We start from the raw sequence: 13713 nt of genomic DNA, 5'->3' as shown, positions 1-13713 counted from the left end.
AATGGCCGACGAGAACACTCCCGTCACCCCCGAAGAGGGCGGCGACCTCGCCATGCGCGTCGAGCCCGTCGGGCTCGAGACGGAGATGCAGCGCTCCTACCTCGACTACGCGATGTCCGTCATCGTCTCGCGTGCGCTGCCCGACGTCCGGGACGGTCTCAAGCCCGTCCACCGCCGCGTCCTGTACGCCATGTACGACGGCGGCTACCGCCCCGAGCGCGGCTTCTACAAGTGCGCCCGCGTCGTCGGCGACGTCATGGGCAACTACCACCCGCACGGCGACTCCTCGATCTACGACGCGCTGGTCCGCCTGGCGCAGCCGTGGGCGATGCGGATGCCGCTGGTGGACTCCAACGGCAACTTCGGCTCACCGGGCAACGACCCGGCGGCGGCCATGCGCTACACCGAGTGCAAGATGGCGCCGCTGTCGATGGAGATGGTCCGCGACATCGACGAGGGGACCGTCGACTTCACGGACAACTACGACGGCCGCTCCCAGGAGCCGACCGTCCTGCCGTCCCGCTTCCCGAACCTGCTGATCAACGGCTCGGCCGGCATCGCGGTCGGTATGGCGACCAACATCCCGCCGCACAACCTGCGCGAGGTCGCCTCCGGTGCCCAGTGGTACCTCGAGAACCCGGAGGCCTCCCACGAGGAGCTCCTCGACGCGCTGATCGAGCGGATCAAGGGCCCGGACTTCCCCACCGGAGCGCTCGTCGTCGGCCGCAAGGGCATCGAGGAGGCGTACCGCACCGGTCGCGGCTCGATCACCATGCGCGCCGTGGTCGAGGTCGAGGAGATCCAGAACCGCCAGTGCCTGGTGGTCACGGAGCTGCCGTACCAGGTCAACCCGGACAACCTCGCGCAGAAGATCGCCGACCTGGTGAAGGACGGCAAGATCGGCGGCATCGCGGACGTCCGCGACGAGACCAGCTCGCGCACCGGCCAGCGCCTGGTGATCGTCCTCAAGCGGGACGCGGTCGCCAAGGTCGTCCTGAACAACCTCTACAAGCACACCGACCTGCAGACCAACTTCGGCGCCAACATGCTGGCGCTGGTCGACGGCGTGCCGCGCACCCTGTCGCTGGACGCGTTCATCCGCCACTGGGTGACGCACCAGATCGAGGTCATCGTCCGCCGGACCCGCTTCCGGCTGCGCAAGGCCGAGGAGCGCGCCCACATCCTGCGCGGCCTGCTCAAGGCCCTGGACGCCATCGACGAGGTCATCGCGCTGATCCGGCGCAGCGCGACCGTCGAGGTCGCGCGCGAGGGCCTGATGGGCCTGCTGGAGATCGACGAGATCCAGGCCAACGCCATCCTGGAGATGCAGCTGCGCCGTCTGGCCGCCCTGGAGCGCCAGAAGATCGTCCAGGAGCACGACGAGCTCCAGGCGAAGATCAACGAGTACAACGAGATCCTCGCCTCGCCGGTCCGCCAGCGCGGGATCGTCAGCGCGGAGCTGGCCGCGATCGTCGAGAAGTTCGGCGACGACCGCAAGACGATGCTGATCCCCTACGAGGGCGACATGTCCATCGAGGACCTGATCGCCGAAGAGGACATCGTCGTCACGGTCAGCCGCGGCGGCTACATCAAGCGGACCAAGACCGACGACTACCGCGCCCAGAAGCGCGGCGGCAAGGGCGTGCGCGGCACGAAGCTGAAGGAAGACGACATCGTCGACCACTTCTTCGTCTCCACCACGCACCACTGGCTGCTGTTCTTCACCAACAAGGGCCGGGTGTACCGGGCGAAGGCCTACGAGCTGCCGGACGCCGGCCGGGACGCGCGCGGCCAGCACGTGGCGAACCTGCTGGCCTTCCAGCCGGACGAGGCCATCGCCCAGATCCTCGCGATCCGCGACTACGAGGCGACGCCGTACCTAGTGCTCGGCACCAAGGCGGGCCTGGTCAAGAAGACGCCTCTGAAGGATTACGATTCACCTCGCTCCGGCGGCGTCATCGCGATCAACCTGCGCGAGCAGGAGGACGGTTCCGATGACGAACTGATCGGGGCCGAGCTGGTCTCCGCCGATGACGATCTGCTTCTGATCAGCAAGAAGGCGCAATCGATCAGGTTCACCGCCTCCGACGACACTCTGCGTCCGATGGGCCGTGCCACCTCGGGTGTCAAGGGCATGAGTTTCCGCGGGGGCGACGAACTGCTCTCGATGAATGTTGTTCGACCCGGTACGTTCGTGTTCACTGCCACCGATGGCGGGTACGCCAAGCGGACCCGAGTCGACGAGTACCGCGTCCAGGGTCGCGGCGGCCTCGGCATCAAGGCCGCCAAGATCGTGGAGGACCGCGGCTCGCTCGTGGGGGCGCTGATTGTCGAGGAGACCGACGAGATCCTCGCCATCACGCTCTCGGGCGGCGTGATTCGTACGCGAGTCAACGAGGTCAGGGAGACGGGCCGTGACACCATGGGCGTCCAACTGATCAACCTGGGGAAGCGCGATGCCGTCGTCGGTATCGCACGTAACGCCGAGGCGGGGCGCGAGGCGGAGGAAGTCGACGGCGACGTGGCCGTGGACGAGACCGCCGAGGGGGCCGCGACCAGCGGCACGGACGAGGGCGAGGTGCCCTCGGCCGAGTAGCACGAGGAGAGAGTCATCGTGAGCGGAGCCACGGGCGCCGGATCGGCCGGTACCTCCACTGGTACGGGAGCGGACGGCGGCGGCCGTGGCTCCGCCGCGCCCGCGACGGACACGCGTACGACCAATCTGCAAGCGATCAAGTCGCCCGCGACCGATGCACACACGCCCCACACTCACGGATCCCAGGGGGGAACGGTGACGAACACCCGAGGCCCGCAGGCCCAGCAGGCGAACGCCGCGGCCGGTCAGCAGGCGGCGGGCTCACCGCTGCCGGGGGAGCGGCAGGCACAGCAGCCCTCCGGGCCGTACCACCCGCCGCAGGCCTACCCGTCGGCCGAGCCCGCCTCCCAGGCGGTGCGCCGACCGCGCACGGGCGCGCGTACCACACCGCGCACCCGCAAGGCCCGGCTGCGTGTGGCCAAGGCCGACCCGTGGTCGGTGATGAAGGTCAGCTTCCTGCTCTCCATCGCCCTGGGCATCTGCACGATCGTGGCGGCCGCCGTGCTGTGGATGGTCATGAACGCGATGGGTGTGTTCACCACGGTCGGCGGGACGATCTCGGAGGCCACCGGCTCCAACGAGTCGAACGGCTTCGACCTCCAGTCCTTCCTGTCCCTTCCCCATGTGCTGATGTTCACGTCGATCATCGCCGTGATCGACGTAGTGCTGGCGACGGCCCTCGCGACCCTCGGAGCGTTCATCTACAACCTCTCCGCGGGCTTCGTCGGCGGCGTCGAGCTGACGCTGGCCGAGGACGAGTAGACCGACCGACCGCGCCTGCGCCGGTGTCGCGAAACGTCCGCTGACGGTCCTGTGACAACCGATTTTGGGACTGCCCCCCTCGTGCGCTAATCTTCAGGAGTCAGCGCGCGGGACACACACCGCAGAGCGCGGCGGGGCTATAGCTCAGTTGGTTAGAGCGCATCCCTGATAAGGATGAGGCCACAGGTTCAAATCCTGTTAGCCCCACAGTGAAAGACCCCCAGCCGATGGTTGGGGGTCTTTGGCGTTCAAGGGCTTGCATCGTCGAGGGTGCCGGCTCCCACGGCACGGTGCACGAGCACATTCGTCGGTCCACGGCGCTCGTCGCCGCCTCCGAGGGCTCCTCGGGCCCGGATCTTCTCGGCGGGCTGTTGTTCGGAGTGAAGGAGCCGACCCATCACGTCGACTGGCTCGTCATCCCGGAGCAGGCGCGGGGCAAGGGCGTCGGCCGTGCGCTGATGGCAGGCGCGATGCGCCGGGCCGTCTCCGGGGCGTCCGAGGCGAACCGGCGTTGACAGGTGACGACGGTCGGCTCCGGTTTCCACGCAGGCGAAGCTCCCCGGTCGTGGTGCCCGGGGAGCTTCGCGTTCTACGGCTGGTGCTGTACGCGAATCGCCGTTACGTCAAGGGTGCTGGTGGTGGCACCGGCCGGGCCGGTGCGGCACTGTCAGCGCTGGAGGGGGATGGTCGGGCGGGCCGGCGGTTCGTCCGGGAGGCCTCGGGGTTCGGCGGCGAGGGAGAAGGCGTCGGTCGGCGGGCGGTGGCGGCAGCCGGGGGTCCTTCCGTGGGCCTCGGCGCGGATGCGCTGTTTCATCGTGGGAGGCAGGGACGGGGTGTGGGGACTGGACAAGGACGACGTCGTCTGTGCCGGCACCGGTGCGGTGCTCTTGGGCGCCGTCTCGGGCTGCGGTGCGGCCGCGGCCGTGGAGGCGGTCGTGGTGATGAGTCCGAGCGCCGTGCAGAGCGCGAGGAAGGCGGTGACGATGGCGGTCCACAGCTTCATGACCTTGTGCTGGTCCATGGCCCCTCACTTTCGGGTTGGGCGATTTGCGTACATTGCTCATCATGTGTATGAGCGTCGCGAAGTGGCGGACCGACGCCCGTGGCGCGGCGATCTTCGGATGAACACCACTCGGATGGGCGCATGAGCGGTGAAAAGGTGTGAAGGCGGGAGGAGGGTGGCCAAAGGCACCGTCCGTGCGGACGTGATCACGCTCCGATCGGAGCGGATTCGTCAGCATCTAATGTGCTCACGCGCACGGCAGTTGACGGCCGACGCAGGTCACCGATCGGTATCGGCCGGTGTGTATAGTCGGGCGCCAGAGGTCCCCTACGTCAAGGAAAGACGAGGTCGCGCGGTGAAGAAGCTTCTCCTGGTCGCACTGGCCGCCATCGGCGGGCTCCTCGTGTACCGCCAGATCCAGGCGGATCGCGCCGAGCAGGATCTGTGGACGGAGGCGACTGACTCCGTGCCCACGGGTTCGTGAGCACTGACATCCCGAACTGAGCAGGCCCCGACCGCCGTAGCGGTCGGGGTTTTGTGTTGTGGTCCCCCGGCCGGGCCGGCCGGGTCTCGTGTTGCGGGGTCGCGGAGGGTGGGGTAGGCGTCGCTTCCGAGGCCGGTGTTGCGCACGCGCCTGGGGAATGCGCGGATGGCGTAGCGGCCCTCGGGGCAGGATGGGCGACGGTCCGGAGCGACGGAACGCGAGGGGTGGCGCGGCATGGTGGGGCGTGGGGCGGAACGACAGGCGAGGGCAGGGAGCCCCCGGCGTGACCGGCGCGGCCGGTACCTCTCGCACAAGCTCACTGTGCGCCTGGGCGCGGCCGCGGCGGCGCTGTGCCTCGCGGCGGCCGTCCCCGGCCCGAGCGCGTTCGCGGCCGGCGAACCGGAACCGTACGCCTTCACCGACGGCGCCCGGTCCGTCACCGGAGCCCCGAGCAGCACGGACGCCGCACGCCTCGAGCCCGGCCACACCTATAGGAGTTCCCTGCCGGGCAGCGGCAAGCTCTACTACCGCCTCGACCTGGACGCCACCTCCACCGCCTACGTCTCCGTCACGGCGGTGCCCGGACCCGGCACCACGGTCGCCGCCACCGACGGCCTCAGGATCTCGGTGCAGGACGCCCGAGGCACCTCCTGCTCCTCGCAGGCCGCTCACTTCGGCCCGAGCCGCAGTCCGCACCCCATCGCAGCGTGGGGCGCGCGCGAGGTCTCCTCCGGCCGCAGCCTGTGCCAGGGCGCCGGGGCGTACTACGTGCTCGTCGAACGCGTCGGCGCCGAGGGCTCCTCGTCCGACGCCTGGCCCCTGGAACTCGCCGCCGTCTCGGAACCGCCGCTGAAACGCACCGGGGCCACCAGCGCGCCCGAGTCCTGGAACTCCGCCTCGCCCGAACCGGTCACCGGCCAGGCGGCAGAACGGGCCGGCGGTGCCGGGTTCGCCGCGGCGAGCGCGGTGGGGCAAGGCGTGTGGCGGACCCGGATCCGGCCTGGCCAGACGGTCTTCTACCAGGTCCCGGTCGACTGGGGACAGCAGCCGAGCGCCACCGTCGAGCTGGGCAGTTCCAGCGGCGGCAGCGGCTATGTGAGCGGCGCGCTCACCCTGTCGCTCTACAACCCGGTACGCGGATACGTCGAGGAGGCGTACGCCGGTTACACCGGCCGGCAGACGTCCGCCACCCTCGCTCCCCTGCCGCCGGTCGCCCACGCCAACCGCCACGGCTTCGCCGACCAGGTCAAGGGGATGCGGTTCGCCGGCCTCCACTACCTGGTCGTGCACCTCGCCGCGCAGACCGCCGACTCCTTCGGCGAGGGGCCCTACGGACTGATCCTGCGTGTGCGGGTGGACGGCACGGCACAGCCGGGACCGGACTACGCCGGCCGGTCCGAGCCCGGCCGGCTCTTCGAGGTCACCGCCCACGACCGGGCCGCGGCGACCCCGGCCGGGGCGGCGGACGGCTCCGCGGCACTCCGGGCGCTCGCCGTCGGCGGGATCGGCGCGGGAACGGTCCTGCTGGCCGTCCTCGGGGTGTGGACCGTGCTCGCCCGGCGCAGGGCCGAAGCCCAGTAGGGCGGCGGGAGGGGCAGGGGAGCCGGGACCCGGCCAGGATCGGCCCCTGCGGTCCTCACAGGCGGCTCAGTGCCCAGAAACCGACGGCGTAGCAGGCCAGGGCGAGGAGCAGCAGCGGGATCGCCGCCGTCGCGGGCGGGCCGGGGCGGCGCGGGCGCCTGGCGCGGTGGCGTGAGATTCCTCGCGCCGGAACGGGAACCCGCGGGGACTGAGCGGTGTACGAAGCAGTAGAGACATCAGCAGGCTGCCGCGGATCGGGGGAGGACAGCACATGGGTGGGGTCGTGGGCGGAGACGTGGACCACGGGCTGGGCGGCCGCGGGCTGGACCGGGGGTTGGACTGGAGGTTGGACTGGGGGCTGGACTGGGGGCTGGACTGGGGGTTGGGTCGCGGGCTGGACCGCGGGTTCGAGCGGCACGCCGCCGGAGGGCGGGGCGGCCGGTGCCGGGGGGACGGCCTGCGGGGGCGCGGCGGGGGGTGGAACAGCCTGCGGGGGAGCGGCCCGGTGCCGTGGGACTTCCCACTCCGGGGCGGCGGTCTCGGGCGGCGGCAGGTGGAAGCTGCCGGTGTCCGACATGGTGGAGGGCTGGGCTGGTCCGGGCGACAAGCCGCTGCCGTCCGTCCCAGGCGTCGCCCCGGTCCCCTCCCGTGGATCGAGCCGCGGGTCCGGCACACCGCCGGCACCGGAAGCGGTACCAGAACCGGAAGTGGCGGAGCCGGCACCGGAAGCGGCGGTACCGGTACCGGTACCGGGAACCACAGACCCGGTGGCCGAACCGGCGGAGGCGGACGCCGTCGTACGCCCGTCCGTCACCCCAGGGCTCCGGGTGAGCGGTCCCTCGGGTCCGAACCCCGGTGGCAGCGGGCCGAGTTGGTCGAAGATCTCGATCAGCTCGTCGTCGGGGCCCGGCTCCGGCAGCAGCTCGGCGCACGTGACGAGGGCCTTGCGCGCACCCGTCGCGGTACGGAACCTGGCCTGCGGATCGGGTTGCAGCAGGGTGGCCACGACCTGCCACAGGGGATCGGGAACACCCTTGGGCGCACCGGGAGTTCCGTGCTCCGCGAAGTACTCCACGAGTGCTCTGGCGTCTGGCTTGGCGCCCTGGAGCAGATAGAGGGCGACCAGACCGGTGGCGAACAGGTCGGCGGGGAAGTCCGGTTCGGCGCCCATCATCTGCTCGGGAGCGAGGTAACCCGGCGTCCCCACCACCAGGTTGGTCTCCGTCAGCCGCGGTTCGCCCAACCGCATCGCGATGCCGAAGTCCGACAGCCGCAGCCTGGGCCGGCCGGTCCCGGTGGCCTCCAGCAGGATGTTCGCGGGCTTGATGTCGCGGTGCACGACACCCTCCGCGTGCACCGCGGCGAGCCCGGACAGCAACTGGTCGAGCAGGGTGCAGACGAACACCGGGGGCAGCGGACCGTAGTCCCCGACCAGGTGGACGAGCGAGCCGCCGGCCACCAGGTCCATGGTGAACAGGACCTTGTCGTCGTCAGCGGCCCAACTGGCCGGTGCGAGCACATGGGGGTGATCGATCCGCAGCGCCTGCTCCCGCACGAAGCGCAGCAGGGAGTGCGCGTCGCGCTGCTGAAGGACCTTGGCGGCCACATACCGGCGACGGCGGTGGTCCCATGCCCGCCAGACCGCGCCGACTCCCCCGCGTCCGATTGGGTCGGCCAGCTCGTACCGGCCGGCGAAGACCTCACCCATGGCTGTGCGTCGCTCCTCCCCCTGCGGTTGTCCCCCTCGCATCCCCCCGACGCGCGATACGACCCCCGCGGCGTCAGTTCTGGTGGGACTGGTAGTGCGCTACCGCGTCCGAGGTACGGCCGGCGCCGTACACCCGGAGGAATTCCGCCAGTTCGGGGTGGGTCGGGGCGAGGGTGTTCGCGGCCTCGATGATGTCACCGGCCGCCGCGACCGAGCGAAGCAGCGACTGGATCTCGCGGACCACCCGCTTGACCGTCGGCGCCCCCGAAGTGCTCGTCGTCTGCGTGGTGTTGCTGAGCACCGAGCCGCCCTGCGACCGCTTGATCTCGTCCATGCGCTCGGTCGCCTCGGCCGCGCTGACGCTGCCGTCCGCCACCTGGGCCGCCAGCTCTTGGAGCAGCTGCACCCGCTGGACCACCGCAGGGTTGCCGATCTTCGCGCGCTGGCCGCTCATCAGCTGCGACAGCATCGGGGCGGACAGTCCCAGTACCCCCGCCAGCCGGGCCTGGTTGAGCCCGAGGTCATCTATGAGCTTGCGGAAGAGCGCCCCCAACGGCTCCCCGTACCAGTTCCGCTGCAGTTCCCGCGCTCTTGCGGTGGCTTCCTGCTGTGCGGCGTCCATTGCGTCTCCCCATCGCTTCCCCAAGTACCGTGGTTCGCTGTAGCGAACCACGCGGAGCATCTTACGGAGAGTGGTCGGCCGCGGGGAGCCCCCATCTTTTTGCGAGATCCGGGGGGTGACCCGGTACTCTGGTCTGCGGCACCGACCGGTGAGCGGATCTTCCGGCCGGATGCTCTCGTTCGGGGCCTTAGCTCAGTTGGTAGAGCGCTGTCTTTGCATGGCAGATGTCAGGGGTTCGACTCCCCTAGGCTCCACTGGTGAAATGCCCTCTGACCTGCGGAAACGCGGTGTCAGGGGGCGTTTTTCGTGCGCACGCGGTGCGCCCGGGCAGGTCGTCGGTGTATGCGCGCCTGTCCGTCCGGCATCGGAGCGCGCCCCGACGCCTTCGGGCAGGGATCCTTCGGCTACGCCGGGAGTTCCTCCACGTAGCGCTTCGCGAGGAGGAGCGAGACGTACGGGTAGGTCTGCCGTACCAGCTTGATGGCGGCGACGTCGCCCTGTTCCCTGCGCACCCGCTGGATCTTCTCCTCGTCGACCTGGCCCCGGAACCCCTCGAAGGATCCATAGCGCTCCCAGAAAGCCTTCTTGCGCTTTTTCGAGGCACGGTCGCCGACGACTGCTGACGCCACCATGACGCCGATGGCAATGGTTCCCGTGATTCCGTCGAGCATGGGTTCCCCCTTCCATCCCTGTCGGTGCCCCAGGCAACCTCAACCTACCCGCTCGCGGACCCGTAGCCACGTGCACGCGACAAAAGCCCGCCTGACCTGTGGAAACACCGGTCAGACGGGCTCTTTCGTCGCTGGCGGTCAGCCCTGTTCGTCGCGGTCCGCCGCCTCCTCGGCCTCCTTCGCCTGGACCTCGGGGTCAAGCACGGACTGGCCGGTGCCGTCCACGGACGCCAACCGACCAGAATCGGGCACCTCGGTCGCGGCCGGCGGTTCCACCAGCCAGTCGGGGTTGGCCTGCTTGTCCCACCACTTCCAGGCGGCGAAGGCACCGCCGGCGAGCGCGCCCGCCAGCGCGAGCAGTTTCACGACGCGCCCGGCCCGCGCCCGCCGCTCGTGTGTGCGGGCCAGCTTCTGGATCTTCCGGGCCGGGACCTGACCGCGCAGCGCCACCAGCGCGGCGGCACCGCGCGCGGCGGCCTCGTCCGCGACCGGCCCCGCCGCGGCCATCGCCTGCTCGATCCGTGGCCGGGAGTACTCGGCGGCCTGCCGCGCGGCCCGGCGCGTCCGCTCGGCGGCCTCCTGGGCGGCCTGGTCGATCTTGGGCGGCACATGGGCCATGGCCTGCGTACGGGCCTGCTCCAGCCGGGGTGCGACATGGGCGCCGTACTGGACGCGGGCCTGGTCGGCGGCCAGCGTCACCTTCGGCGCGAGCCGTACGCGTGCCTCGTGTGCGTATTGCGCGGCCCTTTCCCTGGCCGTGTCGGCGTAGGGCGCCACCACTTCCGCGGCGTGCAGCACGCTGTCCTTCGCCGAGCCGGTCGCGGCGCGCACGCTGTCGATGCGGGTCACGGGTTCCTCCTCCTCGGTGGCGTACGGTAATTCGACTTTCCACCCTTTTACGGATCATGCCTGCCAACGGGCCCGGCGGCATGTGCGAACGGGCATCCGGGTCACGGGTGACGACCGCAGTCACCGCGGTGGCCCTGCCGATCGGGAGTCCGCCGGGAGACGATCACGTGCGATAGGGATGAATACGGAGCAACAGGAGCTTGTCGTCGACAATGCCACGGATCGTCGCGCCGCGCTCCCGTCCGGGAGGACTCGCCCGGTTTTCCGCAACCGAATCCGGCGGATCTCCCCCAGGAAGCGACCGCTGGGCGACGCACGGCGCGGGCCGTGCGAGGATCGGGGAGTCACAGGAAGACAACGGAAGGCAGATCGTGGCTGAGCAGCTCTACGCCACCCTGAAGACCAACCACGGCGACATCGAGGTCCGGCTCCTGCCGAACCACGCCCCCGAGACGGTTCGGAACTTTGTCGAACTCGCCAAGGGTGAGCGCGAGTGGACCCACCCCGCCACCGGCGAGAAGTCCACGGCGAAGCTCTACGACGGCACGGTCTTCCACCGGGTGATCAGCGGTTTCATGATCCAGGGCGGCGACCCGCTGGGCAACGGCACCGGCGGTCCCGGCTACCAGTTCAAGGACGAGTTCCACCCGGACCTCTCCTTCGACAAGCCCTACCTGCTGGCGATGGCCAACGCGGGCCCGGGCACCAACGGCTCGCAGTTCTTCATCACCGTCGGCCCGACGGCCTGGCTGAACCGCAAGCACACCATCTTCGGCGAGGTCACCGACGCGGCCAGCCAGAAGGTCGTGGACTCCATCGCGACCGCGCAGACCAACCCGCGCACCGACCGCCCGCTCAACGACGTCGTCATCGAGTCGGTCGTCGTCGAGACCCGCGAAGGCTGAGTGAAGGGCCCGTCCCGACAGCTCCCCTAGGGAACCAAACGCCCCGCTTGTCCGTAAGGATGGGCGGGGCGGTGCATTGCCCACGGGCAGCCGCAGCCGTGCTCCGCGCAGGACGAATCGAGGGGAACCCCATGGACCAGGCACCAGGCAGCCCGCAGGGCCCGGCGGGCCAGGACCCGGCGGACCAGGGCCCGCCGGACGCCCACCGCCTGCCCACGTGCTATCGCCATCCGGGCCGCGAGACCGGTATCCGCTGCGCCCGCTGCGACCGGGCGATCTGCCCCGAGTGCATGGTCGACGCCTCCGTGGGCTTCCAGTGCCCGGACTGCGTCCGCGGTGGTTCCGGCACCGGCCACCCGCCCGCCGCGTCGCGGCCCCGCACGCTGGCCGGCGGCACCATGACCGCCGACCCCCGCCTGCTCACCAAGATCCTCATCGGGATCAACATCGCGGTGTTCATCGCGGTCAGCGCCGACTCCTCGCTCCTCGGGGACCTGGTCCTGATCGGCGCCTGGCCGCCGGCTCCCTTCACTCCCACCTCGGGTGTCGCGGACGGCGAGTGGTACCGCCTGGTGACCTCGATGTTCACGCACCAGGAGATCTGGCACATCGGCTTCAACATGCTGAGCCTGTGGTGGCTGGGCGGCCCCCTGGAGGCGGCCCTGGGCCGGTTGCGCTATCTGTCGCTCTACTTCGTCTCCGGGCTCGCGGGCGGCGCGCTGACGTACCTGCTCGCCTCGCCCAGCCAGGCCACGCTCGGCGCCTCGGGTGCCATCTTCGGACTGTTCGGCGCCACCGCGGTGCTGATGCGCCGGCTCAACTACGACATGCGGCCGATCATCGTCCTGCTGGTGATCAACCTGATCTTCACCTTCAGCTGGAGCGGCATCGCCTGGCAGGCGCACATCGGGGGTCTGGTCGCCGGTGTGGTGGTGGGGTACGCGATGGTGCACGCCCCGCGTGAGCGACGGGACCTGGTGCAGTACGGCACCTGTGCGCTGGTGCTGGTGGTCGTCGTCGTGTTGACGCTGATCAGAACGGTTCAGCTCATCTGAGAGCGTCCGTTGTCCACAGTTGGTGTCCGATCTTGTGCATAGCGTGCGGGAACGCGTGTGCCCCCTGTCGCCGACCTGTGTTGTCGCAGGTCAGGCAGGGGGCGTGCGCACTCTGGACGAGCGGTGTGACAGTCGTACCGGTGTCAACGGGGCACTGGTTATCCACAGATCATCGACGTTTTCCCCAGGCCGCATGTGGAAATTCCTCCGGCCTGTGGATAACTCAGCGGATACCCGTGGGCAGAGCTGTGTTCACCGGGAGGCCGACGTCACTTCCACTGCGTGGAGACGGCGAATCCGGCCGCGATGAAGCCGAAGCCCACAACGATGTTCGCGTTGCCCAGGGCGTCGATGGGCAAGGATCCGTCGGTCACATAGAAGACGACGATCCAGGCCAAGCCGATGAGGAAGAGCGCCAGCATGACGGGCGCCACCCAGCCGCGGCCCTCCAGCTTGATACTCGCGGCCTGCTTGGCGGGCGGCGGCGTGTAGTCGGCCTTCTTGCGGATACGTGACTTCGGCACGAGGGTCTCTCCTGTCGATGCGCTGGTGGCCGCGCAGGGAACTGGGCTGGCTCCGGGGCAGCGTACAAGGGCACACTGAGCACTCCCCCGGACGTCCGTTAGCGTAGTGCTTCCGCGGCGCCGAAGGAGATAAGGGTACGTTGAGCAATTCTGCCGACTTCCCGGGGACGGGTGCCGGCCCGGACCGCACGCGCCGCCCGAGGCCCGTGCGGATCATGACCGTGGCCGTCTTCGCCCTCGCCGGGTTGCTCTTCTTCACCAGTTTCAACACGGCCAAGGGCACCAACATCCGCACGGACACGTCCCTTCTGAAGCTGTCCGACCTCGTCCAGGAGCGCAGCCGGAAGAACAAGGAGCTGGACGAGTCCAACGCCGCCCTGCGCGACGACATCGAGTCCCTCGCCGCGCGCGACGACGGCGGCAAGCCCCAGGACGGCAGGCTGTCCGGCCTGGAGCAGAGCGCGGGCACCCGGAAGATCACGGGCAAGGCGATCACGGTCACGCTCAACGACGCCCCGCCCGACGCCACCGCGAAGCTCCCCGGCTACCCCGAGCCTCAGCCCGACTACCTGGTGATCCACCAGCAGGACCTCCAGGCCGTGGTCAACGCGCTGTGGAAGGGCGGCGCCCAGGGCATCAAGGTGATGGACCAGCGGCTGATCTCCACCAGTGCGGTGCGCTGCGTGGGCAACACGCTGATCCTCCAGGGCCGCGTCTACTCGCCGCCGTACAAGATCACGGCGGTCGGTGATCCGGGGAAGCTCCAGAAGGCCCTCGCGGACTCCCCGGCGATCCAGAACTACATGGTGTACGTCAACGTCTACGGCCTCGGCTGGAAGGTCACCGACGACGGAACGGCGACGCTGCCCGGCTACTCCGGCACGGTGGACCTGCAGCACGCGAAGCCCGTGCAGTAGACGCGGGTGCCGGGCCTCGCGCCGCCGGTGCGGGCG

14 protein-coding genes and 2 tRNA genes are annotated in these 13713 nt (G+C 69.9%); 10 read left to right on the top strand and 6 right to left on the bottom strand.

Annotated features, from left to right (window positions below):
* Position 1 precedes the first annotated feature (1 nt).
* The 4 genes from gyrA to ABZ818_RS13460 all read left to right on the top strand — a co-directional run bounded on the left by gyrA (position 2) and on the right by ABZ818_RS13460 (position 3873).
* Positions 2-2596, top strand: coding sequence for a DNA gyrase subunit A (gene gyrA, locus ABZ818_RS13475; RefSeq protein WP_361413515.1), 2595 nt, complete (start codon positions 2-4; stop codon positions 2594-2596).
* Positions 2597-2614: 18 nt separating this feature from the next.
* A complete protein-coding gene (locus ABZ818_RS13470; RefSeq protein ID WP_361413513.1) occupies positions 2615-3358 on the top strand; it encodes a DUF3566 domain-containing protein in 744 nt (247 codons plus the stop codon).
* Positions 3359-3491: 133 nt separating this feature from the next.
* A tRNA-Ile gene (locus ABZ818_RS13465) sits at positions 3492-3565 on the top strand.
* A gap of 83 nt (positions 3566-3648) precedes the next feature.
* Positions 3649-3873, top strand: coding sequence for a GNAT family N-acetyltransferase (locus ABZ818_RS13460; protein WP_361413511.1), 225 nt, complete (start codon positions 3649-3651; stop codon positions 3871-3873).
* Positions 3874-4025: 152 nt separating this feature from the next.
* Here ABZ818_RS13460 and ABZ818_RS13455 read toward each other — a convergent pair whose 3' ends face one another.
* Positions 4026-4379 (bottom strand): DUF6344 domain-containing protein, encoded by a 354-nt coding sequence (locus tag ABZ818_RS13455; protein ID WP_361413508.1) that lies wholly within the window; start codon positions 4377-4379, stop codon positions 4026-4028.
* 337 nt (positions 4380-4716) lie between these two features.
* Here ABZ818_RS13455 and ABZ818_RS13450 point away from each other — a divergent pair, with 337 nt between their 5' ends.
* Both ABZ818_RS13450 and ABZ818_RS13445 read left to right on the top strand, forming a co-directional pair.
* Positions 4717-4845 carry a DLW-39 family protein gene (locus ABZ818_RS13450; RefSeq protein WP_003999697.1) on the top strand — a complete coding sequence of 43 codons (129 nt, stop codon included), beginning with the start codon at positions 4717-4719 and terminating at the stop codon, positions 4843-4845.
* Positions 4846-5079: 234 nt separating this feature from the next.
* Positions 5080-6426 carry a hypothetical protein gene (locus tag ABZ818_RS13445; RefSeq protein WP_361413505.1) on the top strand — a complete coding sequence of 449 codons (1347 nt, stop codon included), beginning with the start codon at positions 5080-5082 and terminating at the stop codon, positions 6424-6426.
* 55 nt (positions 6427-6481) lie between these two features.
* Here the strand turns inward: ABZ818_RS13445 and ABZ818_RS13440 are convergent, their stop codons facing one another.
* Both ABZ818_RS13440 and ABZ818_RS13435 read right to left on the bottom strand, forming a co-directional pair.
* The gene (locus ABZ818_RS13440; RefSeq protein ID WP_361413502.1) at positions 6482-8134 is read right to left on the bottom strand and encodes a serine/threonine-protein kinase; all 1653 of its coding nucleotides are present in this window, start codon (positions 8132-8134) and stop codon (positions 6482-6484) included.
* A gap of 73 nt (positions 8135-8207) precedes the next feature.
* Positions 8208-8756, bottom strand: a complete 549-nt coding sequence (locus ABZ818_RS13435) for a DNA-binding protein (protein ID WP_361413499.1) — start codon at positions 8754-8756, stop codon at positions 8208-8210.
* 181 nt (positions 8757-8937) lie between these two features.
* On the opposite strand from ABZ818_RS13435, the gene ABZ818_RS13430 reads away from it, so the two are divergent.
* Positions 8938-9010 (top strand) — tRNA-Ala (locus tag ABZ818_RS13430).
* A 150-nt stretch (positions 9011-9160) separates the two neighbouring features.
* On the opposite strand, the gene ABZ818_RS13425 is transcribed toward ABZ818_RS13430, so the two are convergent.
* Both ABZ818_RS13425 and ABZ818_RS13420 read right to left on the bottom strand, forming a co-directional pair.
* Positions 9161-9427, bottom strand: a complete 267-nt coding sequence (locus ABZ818_RS13425; RefSeq protein ID WP_361413496.1) for a hypothetical protein — start codon at positions 9425-9427, stop codon at positions 9161-9163.
* Between the two features lie 138 nt (positions 9428-9565).
* A complete protein-coding gene (locus tag ABZ818_RS13420) occupies positions 9566-10276 on the bottom strand; it encodes a DUF5324 family protein (RefSeq protein WP_361413493.1) in 711 nt (236 codons plus the stop codon).
* A 371-nt stretch (positions 10277-10647) separates the two neighbouring features.
* On the opposite strand from ABZ818_RS13420, the gene ABZ818_RS13415 reads away from it, so the two are divergent.
* Both ABZ818_RS13415 and ABZ818_RS13410 read left to right on the top strand, forming a co-directional pair.
* A complete protein-coding gene (locus tag ABZ818_RS13415) occupies positions 10648-11181 on the top strand; it encodes a peptidylprolyl isomerase (protein WP_361413491.1) in 534 nt (177 codons plus the stop codon).
* A 131-nt stretch (positions 11182-11312) separates the two neighbouring features.
* Positions 11313-12236 (top strand): rhomboid family intramembrane serine protease, encoded by a 924-nt coding sequence (locus ABZ818_RS13410; protein ID WP_361413488.1) that lies wholly within the window; start codon positions 11313-11315, stop codon positions 12234-12236.
* A 269-nt stretch (positions 12237-12505) separates the two neighbouring features.
* On the opposite strand, the gene crgA is transcribed toward ABZ818_RS13410, so the two are convergent.
* Positions 12506-12760 carry a cell division protein CrgA gene (gene crgA / locus ABZ818_RS13405; RefSeq protein WP_225076462.1) on the bottom strand — a complete coding sequence of 85 codons (255 nt, stop codon included), beginning with the start codon at positions 12758-12760 and terminating at the stop codon, positions 12506-12508.
* A 140-nt stretch (positions 12761-12900) separates the two neighbouring features.
* Here crgA and ABZ818_RS13400 point away from each other — a divergent pair, with 140 nt between their 5' ends.
* Positions 12901-13677 carry a DUF881 domain-containing protein gene (locus ABZ818_RS13400; protein ID WP_361413485.1) on the top strand — a complete coding sequence of 259 codons (777 nt, stop codon included), beginning with the start codon at positions 12901-12903 and terminating at the stop codon, positions 13675-13677.
* Positions 13678-13713 lie beyond the last annotated feature (36 nt).

This window comes from Streptomyces sp. NPDC047453 (assembly GCF_040643155.1).
In the GTDB taxonomy this organism is placed as follows: Bacteria; Actinomycetota; Actinomycetes; order Streptomycetales; family Streptomycetaceae; genus Streptomyces.
This window is presented reverse-complemented; position numbering and strand designations above follow the sequence as displayed.